Annotated in this window: 29 protein-coding genes and 1 riboswitch; of the genes, 20 read left to right on the top strand and 9 right to left on the bottom strand. The window is 38.0% G+C overall.

Features of this window, described 5'->3' with window-relative positions:
- Positions 1 to 219 precede the first annotated feature (219 nt).
- The 3 genes from ABES02_RS22945 to ABES02_RS22935 all read left to right on the top strand — a co-directional run bounded on the left by ABES02_RS22945 (position 220) and on the right by ABES02_RS22935 (position 3,132).
- Positions 220 to 1,179, top strand: coding sequence for an aldolase catalytic domain-containing protein (locus ABES02_RS22945; protein WP_430139975.1), 960 nt, complete (start codon positions 220 to 222; stop codon positions 1,177 to 1,179).
- A 681-nt stretch (positions 1,180 to 1,860) separates the two neighbouring features.
- Entirely contained in the window at positions 1,861 to 2,337 is a 477-nt protein-coding gene (locus tag ABES02_RS22940) for a hypothetical protein (protein ID WP_430139973.1), read from the top strand.
- A 231-nt stretch (positions 2,338 to 2,568) separates the two neighbouring features.
- Entirely contained in the window at positions 2,569 to 3,132 is a 564-nt protein-coding gene (locus tag ABES02_RS22935; protein ID WP_430139971.1) for a DUF2062 domain-containing protein, read from the top strand.
- A 49-nt stretch (positions 3,133 to 3,181) separates the two neighbouring features.
- On the opposite strand, the gene ABES02_RS22930 is transcribed toward ABES02_RS22935, so the two are convergent.
- On the bottom strand, positions 3,182 to 3,910 hold the full coding sequence (locus ABES02_RS22930; RefSeq protein ID WP_430139969.1) for a GntR family transcriptional regulator: 729 nt from the start codon (positions 3,908 to 3,910) through the stop codon (positions 3,182 to 3,184).
- A 306-nt stretch (positions 3,911 to 4,216) separates the two neighbouring features.
- Between ABES02_RS22930 and ABES02_RS22925 the strand changes: the two genes are divergently transcribed.
- The 6 genes from ABES02_RS22925 to ABES02_RS22900 all read left to right on the top strand — a co-directional run bounded on the left by ABES02_RS22925 (position 4,217) and on the right by ABES02_RS22900 (position 8,633).
- A complete protein-coding gene (locus ABES02_RS22925; protein ID WP_430139967.1) occupies positions 4,217 to 4,525 on the top strand; it encodes a PTS sugar transporter subunit IIB in 309 nt (102 codons plus the stop codon).
- A 5-nt stretch (positions 4,526 to 4,530) separates the two neighbouring features.
- Complete coding sequence (locus tag ABES02_RS22920) at positions 4,531 to 5,901, top strand: PTS sugar transporter subunit IIC (RefSeq protein WP_430139965.1); 1,371 nt, start codon at positions 4,531 to 4,533, stop codon at positions 5,899 to 5,901.
- Positions 5,902 to 5,929: 28 nt separating this feature from the next.
- Positions 5,930 to 7,240 (top strand): 6-phospho-beta-glucosidase, encoded by a 1,311-nt coding sequence (locus ABES02_RS22915; RefSeq protein WP_430139964.1) that lies wholly within the window; start codon positions 5,930 to 5,932, stop codon positions 7,238 to 7,240.
- Between the two features lie 17 nt (positions 7,241 to 7,257).
- The gene (locus tag ABES02_RS22910) at positions 7,258 to 7,563 is read left to right on the top strand and encodes a PTS lactose/cellobiose transporter subunit IIA (RefSeq protein ID WP_430139962.1); all 306 of its coding nucleotides are present in this window, start codon (positions 7,258 to 7,260) and stop codon (positions 7,561 to 7,563) included.
- A gap of 31 nt (positions 7,564 to 7,594) precedes the next feature.
- Entirely contained in the window at positions 7,595 to 8,299 is a 705-nt protein-coding gene (chbG, locus tag ABES02_RS22905; protein ID WP_430139960.1) for a chitin disaccharide deacetylase, read from the top strand.
- 85 nt (positions 8,300 to 8,384) lie between these two features.
- Complete coding sequence (locus ABES02_RS22900; protein ID WP_430139958.1) at positions 8,385 to 8,633, top strand: hypothetical protein; 249 nt, start codon at positions 8,385 to 8,387, stop codon at positions 8,631 to 8,633.
- A gap of 35 nt (positions 8,634 to 8,668) precedes the next feature.
- Here the strand turns inward: ABES02_RS22900 and ABES02_RS22895 are convergent, their stop codons facing one another.
- Both ABES02_RS22895 and ABES02_RS22890 read right to left on the bottom strand, forming a co-directional pair.
- Positions 8,669 to 8,953: a hypothetical protein gene (locus tag ABES02_RS22895; protein ID WP_430139956.1), complete on the bottom strand. Its 285-nt coding sequence runs from the start codon at positions 8,951 to 8,953 to the stop codon at positions 8,669 to 8,671.
- Between the two features lie 2 nt (positions 8,954 to 8,955).
- Positions 8,956 to 9,156: a hypothetical protein gene (locus ABES02_RS22890; RefSeq protein ID WP_430139954.1), complete on the bottom strand. Its 201-nt coding sequence runs from the start codon at positions 9,154 to 9,156 to the stop codon at positions 8,956 to 8,958.
- A gap of 163 nt (positions 9,157 to 9,319) precedes the next feature.
- On the opposite strand from ABES02_RS22890, the gene ABES02_RS22885 reads away from it, so the two are divergent.
- The gene (locus tag ABES02_RS22885; protein WP_430139952.1) at positions 9,320 to 9,829 is read left to right on the top strand and encodes a hypothetical protein; all 510 of its coding nucleotides are present in this window, start codon (positions 9,320 to 9,322) and stop codon (positions 9,827 to 9,829) included.
- Between the two features lie 4 nt (positions 9,830 to 9,833).
- Here ABES02_RS22885 and ABES02_RS22880 read toward each other — a convergent pair whose 3' ends face one another.
- The 3 genes from ABES02_RS22880 to ABES02_RS22870 form a co-directional block, all read right to left on the bottom strand.
- A complete protein-coding gene (locus ABES02_RS22880; protein WP_430139950.1) occupies positions 9,834 to 10,214 on the bottom strand; it encodes a hypothetical protein in 381 nt (126 codons plus the stop codon).
- Positions 10,215 to 10,298: 84 nt separating this feature from the next.
- Complete coding sequence (locus tag ABES02_RS22875) at positions 10,299 to 10,733, bottom strand: DMT family transporter (protein WP_430139948.1); 435 nt, start codon at positions 10,731 to 10,733, stop codon at positions 10,299 to 10,301.
- A gap of 36 nt (positions 10,734 to 10,769) precedes the next feature.
- Positions 10,770 to 12,281: an ATP-binding protein gene (locus ABES02_RS22870; RefSeq protein WP_430139946.1), complete on the bottom strand. Its 1,512-nt coding sequence runs from the start codon at positions 12,279 to 12,281 to the stop codon at positions 10,770 to 10,772.
- A 261-nt stretch (positions 12,282 to 12,542) separates the two neighbouring features.
- On the opposite strand from ABES02_RS22870, the gene htpG reads away from it, so the two are divergent.
- Positions 12,543 to 14,420 (top strand): molecular chaperone HtpG, encoded by a 1,878-nt coding sequence (gene htpG / locus ABES02_RS22865; protein WP_430139944.1) that lies wholly within the window; start codon positions 12,543 to 12,545, stop codon positions 14,418 to 14,420.
- An 825-nt stretch (positions 14,421 to 15,245) separates the two neighbouring features.
- Here the strand turns inward: htpG and ABES02_RS22860 are convergent.
- Positions 15,246 to 16,103, bottom strand: coding sequence for an MBL fold metallo-hydrolase (locus ABES02_RS22860; protein WP_430139942.1), 858 nt, complete (start codon positions 16,101 to 16,103; stop codon positions 15,246 to 15,248).
- Between the two features lie 175 nt (positions 16,104 to 16,278).
- Positions 16,279 to 16,381, top strand: a riboswitch (SAM riboswitch).
- 113 nt (positions 16,382 to 16,494) lie between these two features.
- Here ABES02_RS22860 and ABES02_RS22855 point away from each other — a divergent pair.
- The 9 genes from ABES02_RS22855 (at position 16,495) to ABES02_RS22815 (ending at position 22,878) form a co-directional block, all read left to right on the top strand.
- The gene (locus ABES02_RS22855; RefSeq protein WP_430140033.1) at positions 16,495 to 16,608 is read left to right on the top strand and encodes a YezD family protein; all 114 of its coding nucleotides are present in this window, start codon (positions 16,495 to 16,497) and stop codon (positions 16,606 to 16,608) included.
- 75 nt (positions 16,609 to 16,683) lie between these two features.
- A complete protein-coding gene (locus ABES02_RS22850) occupies positions 16,684 to 17,400 on the top strand; it encodes a phosphoadenylyl-sulfate reductase (RefSeq protein ID WP_430139940.1) in 717 nt (238 codons plus the stop codon).
- The gene (locus ABES02_RS22845; protein WP_430140031.1) at positions 17,375 to 18,505 is read left to right on the top strand and encodes an inorganic phosphate transporter; all 1,131 of its coding nucleotides are present in this window, start codon (positions 17,375 to 17,377) and stop codon (positions 18,503 to 18,505) included. Before ABES02_RS22850 ends, ABES02_RS22845 begins: the two co-directional genes overlap by 26 nt.
- A gap of 5 nt (positions 18,506 to 18,510) precedes the next feature.
- Positions 18,511 to 19,659 carry a sulfate adenylyltransferase gene (gene sat, locus ABES02_RS22840; RefSeq protein WP_430139938.1) on the top strand — a complete coding sequence of 383 codons (1,149 nt, stop codon included), beginning with the start codon at positions 18,511 to 18,513 and terminating at the stop codon, positions 19,657 to 19,659.
- Positions 19,660 to 19,670: 11 nt separating this feature from the next.
- The gene (gene cysC, locus ABES02_RS22835) at positions 19,671 to 20,270 is read left to right on the top strand and encodes an adenylyl-sulfate kinase (RefSeq protein WP_430139936.1); all 600 of its coding nucleotides are present in this window, start codon (positions 19,671 to 19,673) and stop codon (positions 20,268 to 20,270) included.
- Between the two features lie 37 nt (positions 20,271 to 20,307).
- Entirely contained in the window at positions 20,308 to 21,030 is a 723-nt protein-coding gene (locus tag ABES02_RS22830) for a sirohydrochlorin chelatase (protein ID WP_430139934.1), read from the top strand.
- A gap of 120 nt (positions 21,031 to 21,150) precedes the next feature.
- Complete coding sequence (locus ABES02_RS22825) at positions 21,151 to 21,993, top strand: aldo/keto reductase (RefSeq protein ID WP_430139932.1); 843 nt, start codon at positions 21,151 to 21,153, stop codon at positions 21,991 to 21,993.
- A gap of 170 nt (positions 21,994 to 22,163) precedes the next feature.
- The gene (locus ABES02_RS22820; RefSeq protein ID WP_430139930.1) at positions 22,164 to 22,652 is read left to right on the top strand and encodes a DUF2975 domain-containing protein; all 489 of its coding nucleotides are present in this window, start codon (positions 22,164 to 22,166) and stop codon (positions 22,650 to 22,652) included.
- A 10-nt stretch (positions 22,653 to 22,662) separates the two neighbouring features.
- Positions 22,663 to 22,878: a helix-turn-helix domain-containing protein gene (locus ABES02_RS22815; RefSeq protein ID WP_430139928.1), complete on the top strand. Its 216-nt coding sequence runs from the start codon at positions 22,663 to 22,665 to the stop codon at positions 22,876 to 22,878.
- Positions 22,879 to 22,979: 101 nt separating this feature from the next.
- Here the strand turns inward: ABES02_RS22815 and ABES02_RS22810 are convergent, their stop codons facing one another.
- Positions 22,980 to 24,224, bottom strand: coding sequence for an MFS transporter (locus ABES02_RS22810; protein ID WP_430139926.1), 1,245 nt, complete (start codon positions 24,222 to 24,224; stop codon positions 22,980 to 22,982).
- 36 nt (positions 24,225 to 24,260) lie between these two features.
- Positions 24,261 to 24,716 carry a CBS domain-containing protein gene (locus ABES02_RS22805; RefSeq protein ID WP_430139924.1) on the bottom strand — a complete coding sequence of 152 codons (456 nt, stop codon included), beginning with the start codon at positions 24,714 to 24,716 and terminating at the stop codon, positions 24,261 to 24,263.
- Between the last annotated feature and the right edge of the window lie 149 nt (positions 24,717 to 24,865).

Below are 24,865 nucleotides of genomic sequence, written 5' to 3'. Positions count from 1 at the left end.
CCCTTGGATAATCCAAGGGGTTTTCAACAAATAGGCAGTCGTTGGATTTATAGAAATCCAGTTTGATGGATTTGGTTTTATATTAAAATAATTCATTTTTTTCAGAAAAACATTGACACTCTAAAAAGGGCCATGATATAACCTTGATAAGAGTTTTTAATACATAAAAGCGCGAAAGTGAAAAATAATATTGATAAATAAATTGGGGAGGTTACAAGCGTGGAACGGAAAAGTAAAATCTTAGACTGTACCATTCGTGATGGGGGATTAGTAAACAATTGGGATTTCAGTGTTGAGTTTGTCCAAGACTTGTATAATGGCCTAAGTGAGGCTGGGGTTGAATACATGGAGATTGGCTATAAGAATTCTCCTAAACTTCTAAAAGCGACTGAGCCAAATCCTTGGAGATTTCTTGATGATAATTTCTTGAAAGAAATTATCCCTATGAAAAAGTTTACGAAACTATCTGCATTAGTAGATATTGGGCGAGTGGATCCTAATGATATCCTACCTCGTGAGCAAAGTGTTTTAGATATGATTCGTGTGGCTTGCTATATTCGCGAAGTAGATAAAGGTTTAGAGCTTGTGCAAATGTTCCATGATTTAGGCTATGAGACTTCGCTAAACATTATGGCTTTATCAAGCGTGCCTGAACAACAGCTTATTAAAGCGTTTGAAATGATAAAGGAGAGCCCAGTAGATGTTGTATACATCGTAGATTCCTTTGGAAGCTTAGACCCAGTGGATATTGAGCACCAAGTAAAAAAGTTTAAAGAGATGATTCATAACAAACAGCTTGGAATCCATACGCATAACAATATGCAGTTGGCATTCGCCAATACATTAATGGCCATTCGCAATGGGGTTACCTTCCTTGATTCGTCTGTATATGGTATGGGGCGTGCTGCTGGTAACTGTAACACGGAGCTTCTTGTCAGCTACATACAGAAACCAAGCTATGAGCTTAAACCTGTTCTTGGCATAATCGAAAAACACATGTTATCGATGCGGGAAAAATGGGAGTGGGGCTACATCATTCCTTATATGATTTCAGGTGTCCTTAATGAACATCCACGTGTGGCTATGGCTTACCGTGATAGCGCTGAGCGAGATAAATTCGTGGATTTTTATGACAAAGTAACAGCACCCGAAGTCGCTCTAGCACCGGCGTCTAAATAGGTTTAATTTCTAAAAGTATCTCTGTCGGCAGAGGTACTTTTTATATTGGCTGTGTTATTGGAAAATGTTGATTATTTAGCTCTGTTGATTGGAGTGGAGGGCGCGAAGACTCCTGCAGGAGTACGAGGAGACTCCCCATACCGCCCGCGGTAAACGAAGCGCCTGGAGCGGATTCAACATCCATGTTTAACTGAGCCTTTTTATTAATTTCAAAGAAATAGTAATTTCCATCTGTTAACTAAAAGTACATGACATACATAACTTTCATTCTCAATTTTTTTTAACCAATAATCCGTAGTAATTTTTATCAGGTCTCTTGCTACATTACTGAGATAGCTGCCTTTTTTATAACTTGCGAATAGGTCCCAAACTGGATTTTGTATGATTGAAAAATAAGAAACGTTAGTTATGTCCGACAAAAAGTGTTAAAACAAGCCAACACTGGATCGTGACCATCGCCCACTTTTTTCGTTGGATACAGTCACAAAAAGACCAAGATCGAAATGGGTAACCAAACCAGGTAATTGGCGACCGAAATTTAGCTGATAAGGACTAAACGAGTAGGCAATCAGGGTTATTGACGACCGAAATATAGCTGAAAGAACAAAACGGGAAGCAATAAGGGTTTCCATTCGCTCTTTTTATGCTAAAATAGCTTTAACTAAACATATGGAGGCTACCATGCTAACTTTTGAAGAAAAACTTGCAATAATAGAAGCATTTCCTGAACTTGAGAGAGTTAATGTTTCACTTGGCCGAGTAAATTTTCAATTTAACGAAAGTGTTTCAGATAAGAAAAATGTTGTTTATCACTTGCATCCAAATGGAAATGGCTTTGTATATGCTGGACAGCTGCCTAATTATCAAACCAATGATAAAGGTATGACAAATATACGTGACTTCTCTGAAAAGGAATTATCACAAATAATTAAAGAATCCATTATCAGTTTATCACCAGTTGAAAAACCAATAACAGAGACTGCGATTATTGGGGAAAATCAAGAAGAGCGCTGGATTAACTCAGAAAATGAGCAACTTCTTTTAATTAATGAAGACGAAGCCTGGAATATTTATTTTGGACTTAATCTGGAAGAAACCTTTAGTACCTACGAGGAAGCAGAAATGTTTTTGGTTGAAGAAGGCTTTAAGCGTAACTAGTTCAAATTAACCTCTTTCTTAATAAAAATGGAAGAGGTTTTTTTAATGTGTGAGAAAATTTAAAATCCCCTGAAATTGTTAATTATCATTTTAGAACAAAAGGCTCATTTTATGATATATTGTTAGTAGAAACATTTAATTCATTAACCATATTTAAGAATTTGGGCCTGGCCTTGAATATTTAACTTTTTTACAAAAATGACCATACTTGTTTTCAAGACGGGGTGACCTATGAAGATAAATCAAAAAAAATATAATTTTTTCACACGAATTGGAAGGGCTTTTAAACTGAATTATGTGAAGCTTTTGCGGTCTTCTGGCGGAGCAAAAAAGGTATCATTGGGTTTTGCGATTGGCTTCGGATTAGAAATGTTAGTGATTTCAACTGCATCGCTTATCTATATATTATTTATTCCGATTGTTCGTTTAGCTAAAGGCTCATTACCGGCATCTGTCATTGGGAACGTGATTGGAAAACTGACATTTTTACCGATTATTTTATTACCTTTTGCAAGAAAAATCGGGAAGTTGATCCTTCCAATGAAAGTTAAGGTTGGCCATCATACACCATTTTCTTTCCAAAATTTAATGCATGGTGACTTTAGTACTTTATTAACTCTTCTTCACGGTGGGGTGCATGTTTTAATCGGAATGACTTTTTTCGGCATCATTTTAGGAGTGGCTTCATACTTTGTTGTCCATTATTTGTACGAAAGTGAAAAAACGAGAAGATTGGCAAAAAGAAAAAATAGGAGTTTGCTTCATAAAAAATTACCGAATAAGAATTTCGTATAATGTTAAAAGGAATGAGCAATGACATATTCATTGCTCATTCCTTTTTTTGTTAGTAATTTCGTTCAATGACAAAATGGGCCAAATCACCACGATAAATGGTCTTCGAAAATTCTATGATGGATCCATCAACAAGATAGGCAAAAGTATCGAGCGAAAAGCAGGGGTCACCAACATTGATATGGAGCTTTTCTGCGGCCTCTTGATCAGCGATAAACAATTCAAGGGATTCAATTGTCTTGTCAATTTTCAATTTAAATTGAGTTAGTAATAAATTATATAATGATTTTTCGCACTCTTGTTTATTTAAGGCCGGGGTTTTATACCAAGGTAAATAGGCAGTTTCAAACTGAATGGGCTCTTCATTTACGTAACGTATCCTTTCAAGCACATTCACTGGTTCACCTTCTTGAATTTGTAATTGCTCACTGAGAAATTCGTCTGCTGGTATCACTTCTAATTGTATTACCTTGATTGCTGGTTTTTTTCCCTGCATGGAAATTTGACTGGAAAATTGATCAACGGTCGTAGTTAAGCTTTGTTTCACTTTATTTGCAGATACAAAGGTTCCACTGCCTCGTTTACGATAGACATAGCCCTCTACTGCTAATTGTTGTAAGGCAGACCGGACAGTGGTCCTGCTTACTCCATATTTATCGCAAAATTCAGCCTCAGTTGGCAGCTGTGAGTTCGGTTTATACTCTCCGTCGTTAATCAACTGGATGATTGCATCCTTTACTTTAAGGTGCAGGGCACTTCCATCTTTCGCATCTTCTATCATTTTGAACTTCCCCCTCAATATCTATAGATTATCAAAAAAATCGAATGAATTATACTGGTAAAATACAAATTTTAAAATTTGTTATAACAAATTACAAAAGCAATAACAAATATTTTAAAATTGTATTGTAAATATTCTGAATTGTCATTACAATGGGATTAACACATTGCCATACTGCTTTTTCGAAATGGGTTTCTTTTTGCATTATTGATGAAAGGAGGTTCCGGTTACTTTTATTCAATCTTTTTATTCACAGTCTTTTGCAATCATCAATTTTATGTAATCGCTTTCTTTAGGAGGATATGAATGAACATTTTATTATGCTGTTCAGCTGGTATGTCTACGAGTTTATTGGTTACCAAAATGGAAGCAAGTGCAAAATCGCAAGGGTTAGATTGTAAAATTTGGGCTGTTGGATCTACTGAAATCAATGATCAAATAAGCAAGGCAGACGTGCTGCTGCTTGGTCCACAAGTTAGATATATGCTGGCGCAACTTAAAAAGACTGGGGAAAAGCAGGGGATTCCGGTAGATTCCATTAACCCGATGCATTATGGCCTATGCAATGGAGAGGAAGTTTTAAAGCAAGCCATTAATCTAATTAAAGGGGAGTAGAAAACATGATGAATTTTATCGATAAATTTATTATGCCTTTCGCAAATAAGCTAGGTAACAACAGGCACCTTCTTGCTATTCGTGACGCATTAGTCGGAATGATCGCGATTACCATGATTGGTTCGTTAGCAGTCCTTTTAAACAACCTTGGAAAAGTACCTGGAATTGGTAAATATTATGAAAAATTCATGATTTCCCTATTCGGTGAAACGTGGACCACATTGGGTGGAGATATCTGGTGGGGAACCCTTGCCTTCATGACCATATTTGCGGTATTCGGCATTGCTCATAAATTGGCAAAATCCTATGGTGACGATGGTTTTGAAGCGATGCTTGTAGCGGGCGCATCTTTCTTTTTACTGATTCCTCAAGTGGCAAACGTTACCATCACTCCAGAAGGGGGAGAAGCGGTTACTGGTGGGGCCTGGGGTTTTATTGGCTGGAATTATTTTAATGCCACAGCCTTATTCACCGGTATTATTGTTTCGATTGCAGCTACTGAAGTTTTTGTCCGATTAGCAAAGGTCAAATATTTAGTGATTAAATTGCCTGATGGAGTGCCGCCAGCAGTCGCTCGTTCATTTGCCAAGCTTCTCCCAGGGATGGCCACCATTTTTATTACGGGACTTTTTGGCCTTGTCTTACGCAAATTTATTAGTGATGGCGCTTATTTAAACGACTGGATCAATAAAGTACTTGTTTCACCGCTTACTGGTGCTGTAGATTCCATGTGGTTTGCTGTGTTAATCGTATTATTGGTGCATGGGTTTTGGATCCTTGGTCTGCACGGTCCAAACATCCTTGGAGGAATTACAACTCCATTAATGACTAAGTTAGGGCAAGAAAATGTCAATATGTATGCACAAGGAGTAGACGATTTAAGTAAATATCACGTCCTTTCAGGCTCATTCTTGGATGCTTTTGTTTATTTAGGCGGTTCCGGTGCCACTTTAGGATTATTGATAGCCATGATTATCGCCGGGCGCAAACGTAATAAGCAATTAATAGCGTTAGGGACTCCTCCGGGAATCTTCCAAATAAATGAACCCATTCTTTTCGGATTGCCGATTGTATTAAACCCAATCTGGTTCATTCCGTTCATCCTAGGCCCAATTATCATGACCATTGTATCCTATTTATCTATTAGCCTAGGCTTGGTTCATCCAGTTGTCGCTGATATCCCTTGGGTGACTCCTGCCATAGTAGGAGGATTATTAGCAACTGGTGGACATATTTCCGGTGCGATTTTGGCGGCAGTAAATTTAGGTATTTCGATCGTCATTTATCTGCCATTCGTCATCGCCCAGGGACGGATGGATGCAAGAAAAGAAAAGGCTAATGCATCATCTCAATCTACTGATACCTTAAATATCTAGATAATATTTCAACCAGAGGTGTAAAAAAATGAAACAAGGACTAAAAATCGTAACGATTGGCGGAGGTTCCAGTTATACCCCTGAACTAATTGAAGGTTTTATTAAATATTATCACGAACTTCCTATAAGTGAATTATGGCTGGTGGACGTAGAAGCAGGAAAGGAAAAACTTGAAATCGTCGGAAATCTAGCAAAAAGAATGGTGGAAAAAGCAGGGGTTCCGATTAAAATCCATCTAACTTTAGATCGTAAAGAAGCATTAAAGTCCGCCGACTTCGTAACCACTCAATTTCGTGTGGGATTACTGGAGGCTCGTAAAAAGGATGAGAGTATTCCGCTGAAGCACGGTGTACTTGGTCAGGAAACGAATGGGCCAGGAGGATTATTTAAAGCTTTTAGGACCATCCCTGTTATTCTTGATATTTGCCGGGATATGGAGGAGCTTTGTCCGAATGCTTGGTTGATAAACTTTACAAATCCTGCTGGAATGGTTACGGAGGCTGTACTCCGTTTCAGTAATATTCATAGAGTAGTGGGGTTGTGCAATGTACCAATCGGGATGGAAATGGGCGTTGCCAAGCTATTGGGAGTGGACCATCACAGAGTCAGAATTGATTTTGCTGGATTAAACCATATGGTTTACGGATTGAATGTTTTTGTCGATGGTGTATCTGTTAAAGACCAAGTCATTTCCTTAATAAATGACCCTGAAAAAAGTATCACGATGCAAAACATACATGCGATGGGGTGGGAGCCAGATTTTTTAAAGGCATTAGATGTTTTTCCATGTCCATATCACAATTATTATTATAAATCAGGAGACATGCTTGAAAAAGAATTGAAAAACTACAAAGAAGGCGGCACCCGTTCAGAGGTAGTAAAAAGGCTGGAAGATGAACTGTTTGAGTTATATAAAGACCCTCATTTAGCCATTAAGCCGCCTCAACTAGAGAAAAGAGGCGGCGCCTACTATAGTGATGCTGCTGTTAGGCTCATTCACTCCATGTATACCGATAAGCGTGACATACAGGCTGTTAACACGATAAACAGAGGTGCCATTTCAAGTCTGCCATATGATTCTGCTGTGGAACTAAGCTGTATCATTACAAAGGATGGACCAAAACCTATTTCTGTTGGTGAATTACCAATACAAGTCCGTGGACTTGTTCAGCAAATTAAATCTTTTGAAAGGGTTGCGATTGAAGCTGCCATCAGCGGGGATTATGCAACGGCTTTACTGGCCATGACCATCAACCCTCTTGTTCCAAGTGATCGTCTGGCCAAAGTTATTTTGGACGAAATGCTAGAAGCACACAAGGAATACCTGCCGCAATTTTAAAAGAGGGGGGAAATGGAATGGAAAAATTAGAAACTATCATTTTTCAAATCATCTTGCATGGCGGCAATGGCCGAAGTTCGGCGATGGAAGCTGTACAGGCTGCAAGACAAGGAGAATTTGCAGAGGCAAGAGAAAAATTGAAGGAAGCAGAAAACGCCTTAAATGAGGCGCATCATATTCAAACCTCTCTCATTCAAGCGGAGATTAGGGGAGAAAAAACGGAGATTTCTCTTTTAATGGTTCATGCTCAAGATCATTTAATGAATGCGATCACTGTAAAGGATTTTGCAGCAGAGATGGTCGAACTTTATAATAGACTTTAATCTATCAATAAATCAATTAGGTGAAAAAACAATGATAAATTTAATTGTTAACGCTGATGATTTTGGCTTCAGCCGGGGAGTAAACCATGGAATTGTAGACAGCTTTTTGTATGGCATTGTAAATTCAACTACGATGATGATGAATATGGATGGTACTGAACATGCAATTCAATTGGCTAAACAATTTCCAGATTTCCGTGTAGGAATTCATCTTGTCCTTACATGCGGGAAACCAATTCTAGACAACGTACCATCATTGGTTGATGATAAGGGGCAATTTACTTCCTTGTCTGCTTTTAATCCAAATGATATTTCGCTTCAGGAACTGGAAAGTGAATGGACCGCTCAGATTGACCGATTTATCAGTTCAGGTTTAAAACCGACCCATCTGGATAGCCACCATCATGTTCATACATTGAAAGAATTGTATCCTGTGGTTAAGAAATTATCTCTTAAATATGACCTGCCTGTGCGAAGGAATGGGTATATTTCTATTCCTGAAGTTAGATTCTTCACTGACGTATCCTTGTCCGATTTTTATGGCGAAGGGGTTAGACCAGATTACTTTTCCAATCTAAGTGGTGGTATGTATGAGGGTCTGACGGTTGAAGTTATGTGTCATCCAGCATACATTGATAAAAAGTTATTAAACGGGTCTTCTTATACTTATAAGCGATTAACAGAGTTAGAAATTCTGACTACTGTTCAATTACCCAAAGAAATAATCCTATTGTAATGATTCTAGTCATATCTTCACCGAACCTGATAATAAAACATAAAATGTTTACAGTTAAGGAGAGTTTGAATAGGAGGAAATTGGGGTGCCCTCAGTAATTAATTTAGGAATTATGAATGTTAATTCCCAGCAGCCTAGTGCGGCCATCTTTGTCGGTGAATCGGTCGTGACCGGGATGGATGCCAACAGAAAATATAATTTAGGGATTGGGGGTTCTTACGGTATAGGCAATATCGTATCAGGTAATTTAATTAATAATGCAGATAGCTTTGAAGTCATGGATGGCGTTATTTTTGACCAGGATTTTAAACCGAGTATAGGTGGAAACGCATAGAAGAATATGGAACAATTAAAAACAACAAACCCGTTTCAATCCTGGGTTTGTTGTTTATTTTTGCCCATCTTTTGTAATTTTCGTGCTTCCTTTTCTTGTTTTCTTTTCAATGGGTCACGTTCATAATTTGTAAGCGAAGCATTGGTATGGGCAAGGTTATTTCGATCGCCATGAATGTTCCCAAGTCCCTGGTTATGTTTTTTGTTGTTTTTAAAGTCTTCAATAAAATTGTTCCCGATACTAAAACAGGACGCCCCTTCAATGCTCCCGATTTTAATCGTTCCAATATGAAAGGTTGGAGATAAAATAGGGGAGCCCATATTTATTCATCCTCCGCATGCACTTTGTTTTTAACCCACCGATTTTCGGTAAGCTTATTTTCATCTCCGGAAATGACTCCAACTAAATCATTTACATCAGTTTTATATTGAAATTTTGAAAGGGTGTTTTTTTCACCAATAAACATACCAGAGGAATGACTCATTTTTGCTATGGCGATATTGCCAAGTGTTATATTAATCATAAAATCTCCTCATCCCATTTCCATTTATTTTATCGTATTCATAAAATGGGCGAATGACACAATCTTTCCTCGTTGCTAGTTGGGTGTCACCATTTTGCACCATAAACATAATGTACATTAATTAAAATAGGAAGATAATAATACAAAACGTGGTGAAACATTTATGTTAAAATCTTCGCAAATTAATTTTCTAGGGAATATTAATGTCCAAACCATGCAAAGACAATCTGGCATTTTTATTGGGGAACGAAATAACGCTATCGGCTGGAGTGCACATGGTAAGGAGAATAGTGTAATTGGTGGTATTAGCGGGCAATCGAATCTTCTTTATCAAAATATCTCTATATTAATTGACCCTGATTTTATTGATACGCCTATTGATGATCGTGATATTAATTTATCTTTAGAATATCCTGGGAATGAAGATTCCCCAACAAATCTTACGCTTGAAAGTATTAATGTTAATACCATGATAGATAATAGCGCCGTTTTCGTTGGGAAGGGTCATGTGACGGGGATGGATGCAAATGAGAAGGCTAACTATTCACAAGGAAGTTTATTTGGAAACCAAAATCGAGTATTAAATAATCTCAATATAAATAATGATCAAGATCAGATTGATGCCATTATTGATGATCAGGATATCAAAATTGCCCATATAAAGAAGGAATAATTTACTAATCCTCGTTACGAACACGAAAACCTTTCGGCGTTTTGACTATTTTTTCTTGATTAAAGGAGGTGGTGTCTGACATTGCTTCCTTTTTTGCTTTTTCCTTGTCAATCTTTAGAACAAGTGGCTCTGCCAGGTCTTCGGTGCTGCCGATATTATTTCCGATAATTAATTTCCCGCTTAACTCGTCAATCTCAATATTATCTAAGCGGAACACGATGTTCTCGAGGTATTCAATTTGAACATGATCAAATTGAATATTTTTTTCGCCGCTCTCCTTTTGACTCTTTTCAAGTAACTCAATTATCCGATCAAGTTTCGTTTCAATTAGAGAGTTTATATTATTTTCTTTCTGCCTTTTTCTAAAAGAAAAAAAATTCAACATAAACTCCCCCCTAGCGGATTTGGGACAAATACATCTATAAAGTTTATTTTTAAAGTATGCGGGTTATGAATTAATCTTGAAACATTACCTTTTTTGAAACAAAAATACAGAAGTGAATAAAAGGATAATGCCAATTATCTTTTTTGTATCGATCGGAATGGTTTTTCCTCCGAAAAGGCCAAAATGATCAATTAACACCCCGATGATTAATTGTCCACCTATGACGGCAGCCATTGTGGGGGCTACCCCGATTTTTGGCACAACTAGAACCATGATGCTTACATATAAAGCACCTAGCAGCCCTCCAATCAGCTGCCATTTGGGTACTGAAAAAAGAGCCCCTAATTGGCCTTTTCCAAAGAACAGGATAAAAAAGAATAGGGCAAGAGCTCCTATGGAAAATGAGATAAATGCGGCTTCCAAGGCTCCTGTTTTTTTACCTAAGCCGCCATTAATTTGAGCTTGAATCGCTATCGCTGCACCACCGATAAATGAGATAAATGGAAAAATCCATTTCATCTTTTTTCCTCCAATCTGCGTTTACTTAACTTTTATTCATTGGTTCTCGTAGGATGGAAATGAAAGGACAAACTTCGTACCTATATCTGGAATACTCTCAACTTGGATGATTCCTTTATGGTTATGTATAATTTTATAACTTACCATCAGTCCTAATCCGTTACCGGTCTCTTTCGTGGTATAAAATGGTTCTCCGATTTTTTTAACCTGTTCTTCAGTCATGCCACTCCCGTTATCTTCTATTGAAATCACAATTTCATTATTCAATCGTTCAACGTATATTTTTACTGTCCCGCCATACGGCATTGTAGCTTCTATTGCATTTTTAAGGATATTTAGAAAAACTTGCCTTAATTGATTTTTTTCTCCGGAGATCCATAAATCTGATGAAGAAAAATTAGTCTCAATGATAACATTTTTTAAAAGGGCTTCAGGTTCCAAAAATTTAAGAACACTCTTTATAATTTCAATAATATTGCACCTACTAAAGTAGGTGGTGTGAGGCTTGGCGAAGACCATAAATTCATTAACGATAAAGTTTATTCTTTCTATTTCTTCTAAAATAGTATTGGAGTAATTTTTACCTTTTTCCGATTCGGCTAATAATTGGACAAAACCTTTTATGGTAGTTAGGGGATTTCGAATTTCATGCGCGATGCCAGCAGCTAATTCTCCCACCATCGATAATTTCTCTGTTTTTAAAAGCATTTCTTCCGCTTTCTTTTTTTCTGTAACATCGTACTGAATGGATATGTGTTGATAGGTTTTCCCATTTTGATCAATAAACGGGACCATTGTTGTATCAACACAGTAAATGGTTCCATCTTTTGCCTTATTTAATATTTCTCCAGTCCAGACTTCCCCACGTTGAATGGTTTGCCAGATTTCATCAAAGAATTCCTTAGTATGACAGTCTGAAAATAACATCCAATGACTATTACCAATCAATTCCTCCTTGCCGTATTTATATAAAGTACAAAAATTATCATTCACATAAACCATTTTATCATTATTGTCAGATATGGAAAAAATTGTTGCTTGGTTTAAGGCGTTTCTTAGGTCAGATAATTCCTTTAAGGTTGTTTTTAGGTCTTTATTTGATTCATCAAGTGCAAATTTGGTTGTTGAAAGATTATCATGATGATGACTCATGATCGTATTTGAAATAAGCTGAAATATTGGCTCTACTATTTTTATTACCTTAAAAAGGATTTCCACAGAAATAGTCTTATTCGTAATCTCGTTTTCTAGAAATTCAATAAGAACAAAACGGGACGTATAAATAAAATTAATTGACTCATCCATTGAAGAACCATTACTTATAGTTTGTTGACCATAAATATTGGCAAATTTAATAAAATCATCCTTAATGCTTTCGTCCATTGAGATTAAATACTCTCCAAAAAGGAATAATAGATTTTCATGAACATTTTTTTGATATGAATATTGATTTTGTTGAAAGAAATGTGTTCCTTTATTAGATATTTGTAATGCTTTTGAAGCTAAATCTTCGCATGATTGTTGTATCTTCCTACCTAGATTCTGCACATCTTATCCCTCACCAAAGTCGTAGTTTCTTTCGATTAATTTTGACAAAAGAATTAAAAATCCTTCTTTTTTCGTTAATTTATTTAGACTAGGACATAGGCTGCGGTAGTATAAAAGCTAAGCAATCACTACTTAAAGGAATTGACTAAATAACATATTTATGTTATTTAAAATAATGGTTAGCACTCAAGTTGAAAGAGTGCTAAGTGTTTATTTTTATGCCCGAGATTGCTATGGTTAAAATTGAAAGGAGCCGTGTTTATGGAAACAAAACAGTTTCAAGCAGAATCCAAAAGATTATTAGACATGATGATTAACTCGATCTACACACATCGTGAGATTTTTTTACGAGAGTTAATTTCAAATGCAAGTGATGCGATTGACAAACTTTATTACAAAGCGTTAACAGATGATTCTTTAACGTTTGATAAAGACAGCTATTACATAAAAGTGGAAGCTGATAAGGTAGTCAGAACCTTGACGATTACCGATACTGGAATTGGTATGACGAAGGAAGACCTCGAAAATAATCTTGGTACGATTGCCAAGAGCGGATCTCTAGCCTTTAAAAGTGAAAATGAAGTTAAGGATGGCCACGAAATCATTGGTCAATTTGGGGTGGGTTTTTATTCTGCCTTCATGGTAGCTGACGTTGTCACCGTCATTAGTAAGTCTTTAGGAAGCGATACGGCCTACAAGTGGGAATCCCGTGGTGCAGAAGGATATACGATTGTGCCATGTGATAAGGATTCCGTAGGTACGGAAATTATCTTAAAAATTAAAGAGAATACCGAAGACGAGAATTATGATGAGTATTTAGAAGAATATCGTTTAAAATCGATCATCAAAAAATACTCAGACTTTATTCGCTACCCAATTAAAATGGAGGTTTCTTCAAGAAGGCTAAAAGAAGGAAGCGAAAATGAATACGAGGATTATCTAGAGGAACAAACGATTAATAGTATGGTTCCAATTTGGCGCAAGAATAAAAAGGATCTTACTGATGAGGATTATGCTAATTTCTATGCGGAAAAACATTATGGTTTTGATAAGCCTTTAAAGCATATCCATATCAGTGTAGATGGGGCAGTAAGATACAATGCCATCCTTTATATTCCAGAGAACATTCCGTTTGACTATTATTCACCTGAATTTGAAAAGGGCCTAGAGCTATATTCCAGTGGCGTATTAATCATGAACAAATGCTCTGACTTACTGCCAGATTATTTTAGCTTTGTCAAAGGAATGGTCGATTCGGAGGATTTATCACTTAATATTTCGCGTGAAATGCTGCAGCATGACCGCCAGTTAAAGCTGATCGCAAAAAATATCAGTAAAAAAATCAAAAGTGAATTACAGGCTTTAATGAAAAATGAACGCGAAAAATACGATGAATTTTACAAGTCATTTGGAAGACAGTTAAAATATGGTGTTTACAGTGACTATGGAACAAATAAAGAAGAATTACAGGACTTGCTGATGTTCTACTCTTCTAAAGAAAAGAAAATGGTTACCTTAGATGAGTACGTTTCAAGAATGCCAGAAGACCAAAAATATATTTATTATGCTACTGGTGATTCAATTGAAAGAATAGAAAAATTACCACAAACAGAGTTAGTAGCAGAAAAAGGCTATGAAATTTTATACTTTACTGATGATATCGACGAATTCGCTATTAAAATGCTTATGAACTACAAGGAAAAAGAATTCAAGTCTGTCTCTAGCGGTGATTTGGGAATTGACGCTGATGATAAGCAAAATGACTCTTCAGATGAGACTGAGAACAAGGATTTATTTGATTATATGAAAAACATCCTTTCAGACAAGGTTAAGGATGTAAGAGTTTCTAAGCGGTTAAAGAGCCATCCAGTGTGCTTGACTACTGACGGTGAAGTGACCATCGAAATGGAAAAAATCTTAAAAGCTATGCCGGGCAACCAGAATATTAAAGCCGACAAGGTATTGGAAATTAATACACATCACGAGGTGTTTAATTCGTTAAAAGATGCATTTGCGAACGATAAAGAAAAATTATCATTATACACCAGCCTTTTGTACAATCAAGCACTATTAATTGAAGGTCTGCCAATTAATGACCCAGTGGAGTTTACAAACGATATTTGCAAAATCATGGTATAAATAAAAGGATTGTCGAGAAAGGGTATTTTTCTCGGCAATTTTTTTATGTTGTCAGAATCTAAATACCAAATTTATAGATTGGCCCTGCAATTGGGCCTGTTGATTTCCGCTCCGGGCACTCGCTTTCCGCGGGGAGGTCCTGGAGCCTCCTCGGCGCTTTGCGCCTGCGGGGTCTCCAGTGACCTCTCTATCCCGCAGGAGTCGAGTGCCCTCCTCTCCAATCAACAGGGAGGCAAATCAACTTAGAGTATTGCAACATACTTTTTCTAAATGCTGAAAGGATAACCAATAAACATCTTTTAAAAATAAGGCTCTTTTGTTACTGAATGTTGATTTCACTGTGTTTGAAAAATAAACGGCAAAATTCCGTTTAAATTGGGAATTATCCATATTTCCTTAAAAATAAAGGAAGTTTTTCCGTTTATATTATCCAAATCTTTGGATTTTGTCTTATTTAGAGTAGTTAATCGGAATATCTTCGCTTATATCTGCTTCTTAAACTTCCTCTATATACATTAGCAGGAAATTCTCCGCCTATGAATTCTCATACATTCACGAAATAAATTGAAAACACTCTGGTGATTGGCGCGGAAGGCACGGAGACTCCTGCGGGAGTACGGGGCAGGGGAGACCCCACAGGCGCATCTGCGCCGAGGAGGCTCCCCGGCACGCCCGCGGAAAGCGAAGTGCCTGGAGCGCCAATCACCAGACATGTACCAAAGCCCAAACTAATAATATTATAACAAATTAACGCGGTTAATTATTAAAGTGAATAGGCGAAATAAAAGGCTATCGAGAGTTTTTCGACAGCCTGAAAAAGGGTATTTAATGTAGATTACCATCAATATACTTACCATGGTCTGGAATAGCTATGCGGTCGAACTCATTCACTAGCTTTTTCAATCCAGTTGTAAGCTGGTCTCCTGAAATTGGAAGTCCATGTCCTGTAACCGCAACAGAAGGTTTTAAAGCCTCTAGCTTCTTAACTGATGCCCAGGCTGCCTGCCAGTCGGTTGTAAAATATCTCGGCGGTCCATTTATTCCTTGTTCTTGGGTGATTACCTTATATAAAGAATCCTGTTTTACATTAATAAAAGCATCTCCCGCAATTAGGGCCCTATCATTCTCTCGGAAAAAAGAAACGTGCCCTGGAGTGTGTCCAGGAGTGTGGATCCAGCGGAAACCAGGTAAATATGGAACGCTTCCATCAGGAGGGAGCTTTTCAACATTCGCTCCGAGATTGATTGGCTCATTTGGAAATAAAGGCGACATTTTCGCAACCATTCCTCCCTCAACGGTAGGATCTGGTTCTGGATAACTCTGCTTATCTGTTAGGTAGGGTAATTCATATTCGTGGGCAAATACAGGGATTTGCCAATGATTCACCAGTTCAATAATCGCACCGACATGGTCGAAATGTCCGTGTGTGAGAATAATCGCCTTTGGTCTGCTTCCAGCACCAAAACGCTCCTCTGTAACCGAAATGATTTCATCAGAGGAACCAGGCATACCTGCATCAATCAATACAAACTCTTTGGATTCCGGATTGCCAACTAAACAAATATTAACAATCTGAATGGTGTGACAATACAAATCTGGCAAAACAGATACCCCAACTCCACTGCCAATAGAGGTAGCCGGAATGAATTTATAATCATCTCCATAAGATAACTCTTTATCCATTAAAAATGAACTCCTTGTCATTTGATAAATGGTTCTTGAGTAGTTTTTTCCCAGCGTACAGTAAATATTCTTGTTACAAATGTATAAACAAAATAAATTGTTAAAATATTTTAATTAATTATATTGACTAATCCCTATTGGTATAGTAGGATTAACCTCATCAACAATCAAATATCGCTTATCTAGAGCGGCTGAGGGACTGGCCCGTTGAAGCCCGGCAACCTGCGATTGAAAGGTGCCAATTCCAGCAAAATGTTATTCATTTTGGGAGATAAGGTGTTTTACATATGTAAAGACGCCTTTCCTCGATGGGAGAGGCGTTTTTGTGAAAAGGGGGGCGAATTATCTGAAACCATCAGAATGGCAAGAAATTGCTTCGCATCTTGAGCAAATGCTTGGCACCTTAAAATTTGGTTCCATCACCCTAGTGGTTCAAGATGGCAAGGTAATTCAAATTGAAAAAAATGAAAAAGTACGTCTTCAATCAAATAAACGCGCTGACTAGAAAACTAGAGGCGGTCTCAACCATAAATGGATGGAAGACTGCTTTTTTTGTAGACTGAGAGGAGGTTTTTAAGCTATGACAAGTACAGTTACTTATGAAAATTGGAATCAGATTTCAGATTCATTTTCAATAGAAGATGAAACAAAGGGAGCTCGCGGTGTTTTAGAGTGGGCCTATAACAATTATTCAGAAGAGAAAATTGTTTATGCTTCCAGCTTTGGAGCCGAAGCAATTGTTTTAATCGATATCATTCATCAAGTGAAACCGGATGCCCATATCGTTTTTCTTGATACGGGACTGCATTTTTTAGAAACCTATGATGTCATCGATAAAATCCAGGCCCGTTTCCCAACTTTAAATATTGAAAAGAAACAGCCTGCTCTTACATTAGATGAACAATCTGCACAGTATGGGTCAGCCTTATGGAAAAGAGATCCAAACCAATGCTGCCAAATTAGAAAAGTAATTCCGCTTAGGGAAACTCTGACGCAAAAAGAAGCTTGGATTTCAGGTCTTCGCCGCGAGCAGTCACCAACGAGGCAAAATACACAATTTTTAAACAAGGATGACAAATTTCAAAATATCAAAATTTGTCCGTTAATTCACTGGACATGGGATGAAGTTTGGGATTATATCCGTGCGAAAGACCTTCCATATAACGAATTGCATGACCGTAATTACCCAAGTATCGGGTGCTTCCCTTGTACCCAGGCTGTAAGTGCAAACGGTGATTCCCGTGAAGGGCGCTGGTCAGGAAGTAGTAAGACTGAGTGCGGTTTACACTCATCATAAGGAGGGGGTTCTAACGCTTACAGTCGTTGCTGTTACTATCGGATTGTTTTTTGCAGTGAATATCGGTGCCAGTGGTGCGGCGGCGTCTATGGGAATTTCATACGGTGCCGGTGTGGTAAAAAAACAGCTGGCCTTGCTCCTGTGCGGAATCGCTGTTTTTCTCGGCGCCTGGCTTGGCGGCGGAGAGGTAGTCAAAACCATTGGCAGCGGGATTGTTCCAAGCAAAACCTTTACAGATTCCATTGCCTTAATTGTTTTGGCTTCGGCAGCGTTGTCGTTGTTTTTAGCAAATACATTTGGGATCCCGCTTTCCACCAGTGAAGTAGCAGTTGGTTCTGTGGTTGGTGCAGGGATTGTCTACCAATCTGTTTTCGCAGGAAAGCTTTTGTGGATTGCCATCTTTTGGCTTTTAACTCCATTTGCTGCTTTTCTGATTGCGATTATTGCAACCTACTTATTAAAATGGAAACCTATTAAATTCTTTATTGAAAAGCCAAAAGCTGGGGCTATTTTAGCAGTTATAGTTGTCATTATGGGATTGTTCGAAGCATTCTCGGCCGGAATGAACAACGTAGCCAATGCGGTTGGCCCATTGGTAGCAGCTGGGTTAATGTCAACGGATAGCGGTGTGCTTTGGGGAGGTTTGGCGGTTGCCTTAGGCGCTTTCCTACTCGGTCACAAAGTAATTGAAACGAATGGTAAAAAAATTACCACTCTAAAGCTAGAAGAAGGCTGTGTGATTTCAGGTACAGGAGCAAGCATTGTCACAGCTGCGTCGATTTTTGGTATACCGGTACCGCTAACGCAAATCACCACGTCATCGATTATTGGAATTGGGTTTGCGAAGCATGGGAAAACCGTACTAAAAAAGGATATTGTCGTTCAGTTGCTTACTGTTTGGATGGTATCGCCAGTATTATCGATGGTGCTTTCCTATACCCTGATCCAATTAATCATTGTTCAGAATTTTTATCCAATCATTGTCATGGTTGGCGTGTTAATCTCTGTCTTTGGTGTATTGTTTTTAATGAAAAGATCCTCTCCACTTGGTGGGGCTTCTGATACAACTATTACAAAAGAATTTAAACTAGTGAAGAAAGGTTGATAACTATGTCATTTTTACCAAAGCCTCACGGAGGAAAGCTTGTAGACGCATTTGATCCTTATTATGATTTTTCTAATATTGAAAAAGAACTTGAAATTGATGCGATTGCCTTAAGTGATCTTGAATTGATTGGGATTGGGCTTTTCAGTCCTTTAAAAGGCTTTCTTGGGAAAGAGGATTATGAATCAGTAGTAAGCAGAATGCGATTGGCAGACGGTACAATTTGGTCAATTCCTGTTACGCTTCCTGTATCATATGAATATGCTGGCACTCTAACTGCTGGGGAAGAAATTAAGTTAATAAATAATAACGAAGTATATGGAGTTCTTACGGTTTCAGAATGGTATGAGCCAAATTTAGATAAAGAAGCACTTGAAGTATACAAAACAAACGAACTAGCTCATCCTGGAGTAAAACGTTTATTTGAAAGAGGACCTGTTTATGTTGCGGGTGAAATTGTCCTTGTGAAAAAGCCTGAAAAAGGCGTATTCGGTGATGTTTGGTTTGAACCAAAACAAACCCGTGCGATTTTTGAAGAAAAGGGCTGGAAAACGGTCGTTGGATTCCAAACTCGTAACCCTATCCACCGCGCTCATGAGTATATTCAAAAAGCAGCTCTTGAAACCGTTGATGGTCTGTTTGTTAATCCGCTAGTTGGTGAAACAAAATCAGATGATGTTCCAGCAGATGTACGCTTAAAAAGCTACCGTGTTTTACTAGAAAACTATTATCCTAAACAACGTGTTCAGCTTGGGGTTTACCCTGCTGCAATGCGTTATGCCGGCCCTAGGGAAGCAATTTTCCATGCGATTGCCCGCAAAAACTTTGGATGCACCCATTTTATCGTCGGACGTGACCATGCAGGTGTTGGCAATTATTATGGAACATATGATGCTCAACACATTTTTAGTAACTTTACAGAAGAAGAACTAGGGATTAAACCGTTATTCTTTGAGCATAGCTTCTACTGCACAAAGTGTGATGGTATGGCTTCTGACAAAACTTGCCCGCATGGAGCGGAAGATCGTGTCATTCTTTCTGGTACAAAGGTTAGAGAATTGCTACGCGCTGGGGAACTTCCACCGTCAACCTTCAGTAGAAAAGAAGTTGTTGAAGTATTAATCGAAGGCATGAGAGAAAAAACAACTGTTTAAGGAGTCCTAGGATGAATAAATCAACGAATATCACATGGCATGATACAACTATTACCAAAACTGATCGAAATGCACAAAATGGACACGGAGGATGTACACTTTGGTTTACTGGCCTCTCCGGTTCTGGCAAGTCGACAATTGCTAACGCTGTCTCCAATGAATTATTCCGCCAAGGGATAAACGAATATGTTTTGGATGGTGATAACATCCGCCATGGTCTAAACAAAGACCTTGGCTTTTCCGATCATGACCGGACGGAAAATATTCGCAGGATTGGAGAAGTGGCTAAGCTGTTTGTGGATAGTGGAAAAATTGTTACTACGGCCTTTATTTCTCCATTCCGCTCTGATCGTGACCAGGTAAGGGAGTTATTTGAAGAGGGAGAATTCATCGAAGTCTATGTGGATTGTCCAATTGAAGAATGTGAACGACGTGACCCTAAGCAGCTATACGCAAAAGCACGCCGCGGCGAGATTAAGGATTTTACCGGTATTGATTCTCCTTATGAGTCACCTGAGCTACCTGAAATCACCATTCATTCTCATCAGGTTTCCGTTGGAGAAGCAGTGGAACAGGTATTAAATTATTTACGAGAGAAAAACATAATCTAGAAGGATAGAAGTTTTACGACCGAAGGGAGCAGTCACCGTGAAGGCTATTCTATACATTGGCCATGGAACCCGTTCAAAAAAAGGGGCGGAGGAAGCTATTACTTTTATTAAAAGAGTGATGGAAAGGATTCAATATCCTATTCAAGAATTTAGTTTCCTGGAGCTTACACACCCGTATATTGACGAAGGCTTTCGGCATTGTGTAGAAAGGGGAGCAACGGAAGTGACTGTCGTTCCGCTGTTCCTTTTGGCTGCCGGTCATATTAAGGAAGACATCCCTCATGCTCTATCGGCCTTAAGAGAGAATTATCCGCATGTTTCGGTAAATGTGAAGGATCCTTTCGGTGTTCAGGGTGTTCTCCTTGATGGAATTGCTGAGCTTGTAAGAGAAACTGTATTGGATTTATCCTCGAATGATTCCATCTTAATAGTCGGAAGAGGAAGCAGTGATCCAAGTATACACCATGCCTTCAAAGAAATTTCCGATGGCATTCAACAACGTCTTGGAGTGGATAATATTTCTGTTTGTTATTTAGCAGCGACTGAGCCTAGACTGGACGAAGGTTTGGAAAATATCTGTAAGTCGGCAGCTGGACAGATCATTGTAGTACCTTATTTATTATTTTCTGGACTTCTTTTAAATGAAGTTAATCAAAAAGTTCGTATAAGGCAAAATCGAGGCCAAAGGATTATCCATACGGGACAACTTAGCAGGCATCGTGCAATTGAGGATCTTGTTGTGCAACGAGCAACAGAATGATATGGACAAGCACTCTTTAAAGGGTGCTTGTATTTTTGTGAGTATAGTTATTGGATAGATTTCACAATTTAAGATAGTATTTTTAATAGGTAAATTTTTGCCAAGGAAAGGAGAATAAAGATGCCAACAAGTTTAAAGGATACAACAACCCTACATAATGGCGTAGAAATGCCATGGTTTGGTCTCGGAGTTTTTAAAGTAAAGGAAGGTTCAGAGGTAATCGAATCCGTGAAGGCTGCTATTAAAAATGGCTATAAAAGCATAGATACTGCTGCCATTTACCAAAACGAAGAGGGCGTAGGCCAAGGGATTAGGGAAGCGGGTGTGCCAAGGGAAGAGTTGTTCATTACTTCAAAGGTCTGGAATTCTGATCAAGGTTATGATTCAACACTGCAGGCATACGAAACAAGCTTAAAGAAGCTAGGACTAGACTATTTGGATTTATACCTAATTCACTGGCCAGGAAAAACGAAATATAAGGAAACGTGGAAAGCACTTGAAAAGCTGTATAAAGACGGTCGTGTTCGTGCGATTGGAGTAAGTAATTTTAAAGTGCATCATTTAGAGGAGTTATTAAAGGATGCTGAAATAAAACCAATGGTAAACCAAGTTGAATATCATCCTCATTTAACACAGAAGGAGTTACTTGCTTTTTGTCAAAAAGAAGGGATCCAACTTGAAGCATGGTCACCGCTTAAACAAGGACAGTTATTGAATGAACCAGTTATTACAGAAGTGGCTGCTAAGTATGGTAAATCCGCCGCTCAAGTGATTTTGCGCTGGGATTTGCAAAATAAAGTTGTTACCATCCCAAAATCAATCAAAGAACAGCGAATCATTGAGAATGCTGATATTTTTGATTTTGAGTTAACCCCTGAAGAAATGGAAAAAATTGATGGACTAAACAAGGATGAACGCGTTGGGTCAGATCCGGATGATATGTCGTATGGATTTAGTGAATAAAATTCGTTAAGAGCATTTCTTTATAATGAGAAATGCTTTTTATTTTTGATTAAAATGAAAAAGATATTTCAACAACAATAATAATACAATAAAAAACAATACATATTTATTGAAAAACGATAAATTATATGATAGGATTATGTTGTTATTATATAAGTGAGGTGTTTTAATTGGATGTTAAACGAGGTTCTACCACTTTTTTAAAGGTAATTATTTTTCTGGCTGGAATTGCAGTGCTTGCATTGTGCATTTTTTTGGTACCTAAGATTGGGAATTTTGCTGGTGAATTGTATCCAGATATTGCTTATATGAAATCTCTCGTTTTAATCGATATGTACGCTGCAGCGATACCTTTTTACTTAGCTCTGTATCAAGCTTTTCAACTTTTAAGCTATATTGATAAGAACCAAGCGTTCTCGGAATTATCTGTAAAGGCTTTAAAGAATATAAAATACTGTGCCATCACGATCAGTACCTTGTATTTGCTAGGTATGCCACTCTACTATCTCATGTCGAAAAAAATTGACCCCCCAAGTTTCATGCCAATTGGAATGGTCATTATTTTCGCCTCTATGGTGATCGCCGTTTTTGCTGCTGTTCTCCAAAGACTTTTACAAGAAGCTATTAATATAAAATCAGAAAATGATTTAACGGTCTGAGGTGGAGGATATGGCAATTATTATTAATATTGATGTGATGTTAGCAAAACGAAAAATGAGCGTAACGGAGCTTTCGGAGAGGGTTGGGATTACGATGGCGAATCTTTCCATTCTGAAAAATGGGAAAGCAAAAGCGGTTCGTTTTTCAACATTAGAAGCGATATGTAAGACTTTGAATTGTCAACCAGGTGATATTTTGGAGTACAAAAGCGACGAAGCCACTTAATAAAAACAGACAACAACTTTCTTCTACCAACGGGATTAGAAAGTGAAATTAAGATGAAGGGATAGCAATTAAGCTATCCCTTCTCTACATTTATTATTGTATTAATGCCCGGCACCAACGTTGTCCACGTGACTTACATACTTATTATTAAACCAAATAAACAATACTGAAACGAGTACAAATCCTGCTCCAACGATAAATGGTACTGATGGATTGTAAATTTCGGCTAATTTCCCAGCTGTATAGGGAGCAATAGCGCCACCGATAAAGCGTAAAAAGCTGTATGCTGCGGAGGCAGTTGAGCGTTCAACTGGGGCAGCATTCATAACTGCGGTGGTAATGAGAGTATTATTATTACCTAATAAAGCCCCAGCCACGACAACCGCTGCGATGATTACCCATTGTGTTGTTGTCCAAACACCCATTGCTACTAAAACAAGGGCAAACATTATTAACATCGCACACATAGATTTAATTGTTCCAAATCGTGCCTGTAATTTTGGTGCCATGAAAACAGAAGTAATAGCTAATAAAATTCCCCAGCCTAGGAAAACAAAGCCTAATCCATGTTCATCTAAGCCCATAACAAATGGAGCATAAGCTAATAAAGTGAAAAACCCAAAGTTATACAATGCGGCTGCGATACCGAAAACAAGTAATGAACGATGTTTTAATGCTCGAAACGGATCCGCCAATGATGTTTTAGTTTGCACAGCATTCTGTGAGGTGGTTTTGGGCATTAAGATTAATAAACCAAAGAATGCAATAATCATTAAAGATGCTACACCAAGGAACGGACCTCTCCAAGACATGGCGCCTAACCAGCCGCCAAGAAGAGGACCGACTGAAATCCCAAGTCCAATCGCCGCTTCATAAAGAATAATCGCTTTGGCCGTTCCACTTTTTGAAAGCGACACAATAGCTGCTAAAGCAGTGGCCACAAACAGAGCATTACCTAAGCCCCAGCCACCGCGGAGCCCAACAAGTGCCCAAATCCCATTCGAGAAACCACCTAGAGCAGAGAAAATAGCGATGATAATAATACCCAGAATAAGCGTCCATTTAATTCCAAGTCTAGAAGAAATCATTCCAGTAATTAGCATTGCTACAGCCATGACCGCATTATAGCTAGTGAAAAGCAAGGTTACTTGGCTTTGTGATGCATGAAGTTTTTCGGCAATAGCCGGAAGGATCGGGTCCACAAGACCGAGTCCCATAAAGGCAATAATACAAGCGAAAAACACGGCCCAAACGGCCTTTGGTTGTTTAAGCAGACTAGATTCAGAATTTGCCGCTGAAGATACCTCTGAAGTACCTTTTGCAACGGATTGTGTTGTTGATGACATTCACATTTCTCCCCTTTTATAAAGTATCCCTTCGTTTTAAACTAATGTCTTAAACAAATTTCTAATTACATCCCCACGGCTAATGATTCCTACCAATACCCCATTTTTCTCGACAGGGACTTTTTTAATTTGCTTTTTCCCTAAATAGGCTGCGATGTTCTCAATATCCTCTTTCCATGACACTTTAAAAACCTTCTTTTTAGCAATTTCCATTACATTCAAATTTAAAAGCCGTTCAATTCGATCTTCAAATTCTTCCTGATCGCCTGTAATCACAAATGCGTAATATAGGCTATCAACTATATGGTCATCATGTTTGCCGATATAGCGTAAAACATCGCCATCACTAATAAACCCGATGATTTCATTCCTGTCGTTTACAATTGGGAGACCGCTAATTTGATATTCAATAAATTTATCGATAACAGCCCGAACCGAATCATTTTCTTTTACTTTATATACACGGTTGACCATGATATCTTGTGCTTGCATTTCTCTCCCTCCAAAACATTTTCTTTTTTATTAAAATAGTTGTATAATGAAAGTATATAATTGTATTATACAACTATTTTTGAATGAGTCAATAGTGTTAACCTTTAAATGTGTATGTTATCATTTAGAATAGAAAATTATCTTTTTAG

Origin of the sequence: Neobacillus pocheonensis, assembly GCF_050477905.1 — a bacterium.
GTDB lineage: Bacteria > Bacillota > Bacilli > Bacillales > Cytobacillaceae > Neobacillus > Neobacillus pocheonensis_A.
Note: the sequence above shows the minus strand (reverse complement) of the source record. Positions and strands in the feature narration are given on the sequence as shown.

Bases quoted from the DNA above. Each gene is read 5' to 3' on its own strand.
- ABES02_RS22940 (WP_430139973.1), top strand. From the start codon at position 1,861: ATGCTAACTTTTGAAGAAAAACTTGCAATAATAGAAGCATTTCCTGAA.
- ABES02_RS22935 (WP_430139971.1), top strand. From the start codon at position 2,569: ATGAAGATAAATCAAAAAAAATATAATTTTTTCACACGAATTGGAAGG.
- ABES02_RS22930 (WP_430139969.1), bottom strand. From the start codon at position 3,910: ATGATAGAAGATGCGAAAGATGGAAGTGCCCTGCACCTTAAAGTAAAG.
- ABES02_RS22925 (WP_430139967.1), top strand. From the start codon at position 4,217: ATGAACATTTTATTATGCTGTTCAGCTGGTATGTCTACGAGTTTATTG.
- ABES02_RS22920 (WP_430139965.1), top strand. From the start codon at position 4,531: ATGATGAATTTTATCGATAAATTTATTATGCCTTTCGCAAATAAGCTA.
- ABES02_RS22915 (WP_430139964.1), top strand. From the start codon at position 5,930: ATGAAACAAGGACTAAAAATCGTAACGATTGGCGGAGGTTCCAGTTAT.
- ABES02_RS22910 (WP_430139962.1), top strand. From the start codon at position 7,258: ATGGAAAAATTAGAAACTATCATTTTTCAAATCATCTTGCATGGCGGC.
- chbG (WP_430139960.1), top strand. From the start codon at position 7,595: ATGATAAATTTAATTGTTAACGCTGATGATTTTGGCTTCAGCCGGGGA.
- ABES02_RS22895 (WP_430139956.1), bottom strand. From the start codon at position 8,953: ATGGGCTCCCCTATTTTATCTCCAACCTTTCATATTGGAACGATTAAA.
- ABES02_RS22890 (WP_430139954.1), bottom strand. From the start codon at position 9,156: ATGATTAATATAACACTTGGCAATATCGCCATAGCAAAAATGAGTCAT.
- ABES02_RS22885 (WP_430139952.1), top strand. From the start codon at position 9,320: ATGTTAAAATCTTCGCAAATTAATTTTCTAGGGAATATTAATGTCCAA.
- ABES02_RS22880 (WP_430139950.1), bottom strand. From the start codon at position 10,214: ATGTTGAATTTTTTTTCTTTTAGAAAAAGGCAGAAAGAAAATAATATA.
- ABES02_RS22875 (WP_430139948.1), bottom strand. From the start codon at position 10,733: ATGAAATGGATTTTTCCATTTATCTCATTTATCGGTGGTGCAGCGATA.
- htpG (WP_430139944.1), top strand. From the start codon at position 12,543: ATGGAAACAAAACAGTTTCAAGCAGAATCCAAAAGATTATTAGACATG.
- ABES02_RS22860 (WP_430139942.1), bottom strand. From the start codon at position 16,103: ATGGATAAAGAGTTATCTTATGGAGATGATTATAAATTCATTCCGGCT.
- ABES02_RS22855 (WP_430140033.1), top strand. From the start codon at position 16,495: ATGCTTGGCACCTTAAAATTTGGTTCCATCACCCTAGTGGTTCAAGAT.
- ABES02_RS22850 (WP_430139940.1), top strand. From the start codon at position 16,684: ATGACAAGTACAGTTACTTATGAAAATTGGAATCAGATTTCAGATTCA.
- sat (WP_430139938.1), top strand. From the start codon at position 18,511: ATGTCATTTTTACCAAAGCCTCACGGAGGAAAGCTTGTAGACGCATTT.
- cysC (WP_430139936.1), top strand. From the start codon at position 19,671: ATGAATAAATCAACGAATATCACATGGCATGATACAACTATTACCAAA.
- ABES02_RS22825 (WP_430139932.1), top strand. From the start codon at position 21,151: ATGCCAACAAGTTTAAAGGATACAACAACCCTACATAATGGCGTAGAA.
- ABES02_RS22815 (WP_430139928.1), top strand. From the start codon at position 22,663: ATGGCAATTATTATTAATATTGATGTGATGTTAGCAAAACGAAAAATG.
- ABES02_RS22810 (WP_430139926.1), bottom strand. From the start codon at position 24,224: ATGTCATCAACAACACAATCCGTTGCAAAAGGTACTTCAGAGGTATCT.
- ABES02_RS22805 (WP_430139924.1), bottom strand. From the start codon at position 24,716: ATGCAAGCACAAGATATCATGGTCAACCGTGTATATAAAGTAAAAGAA.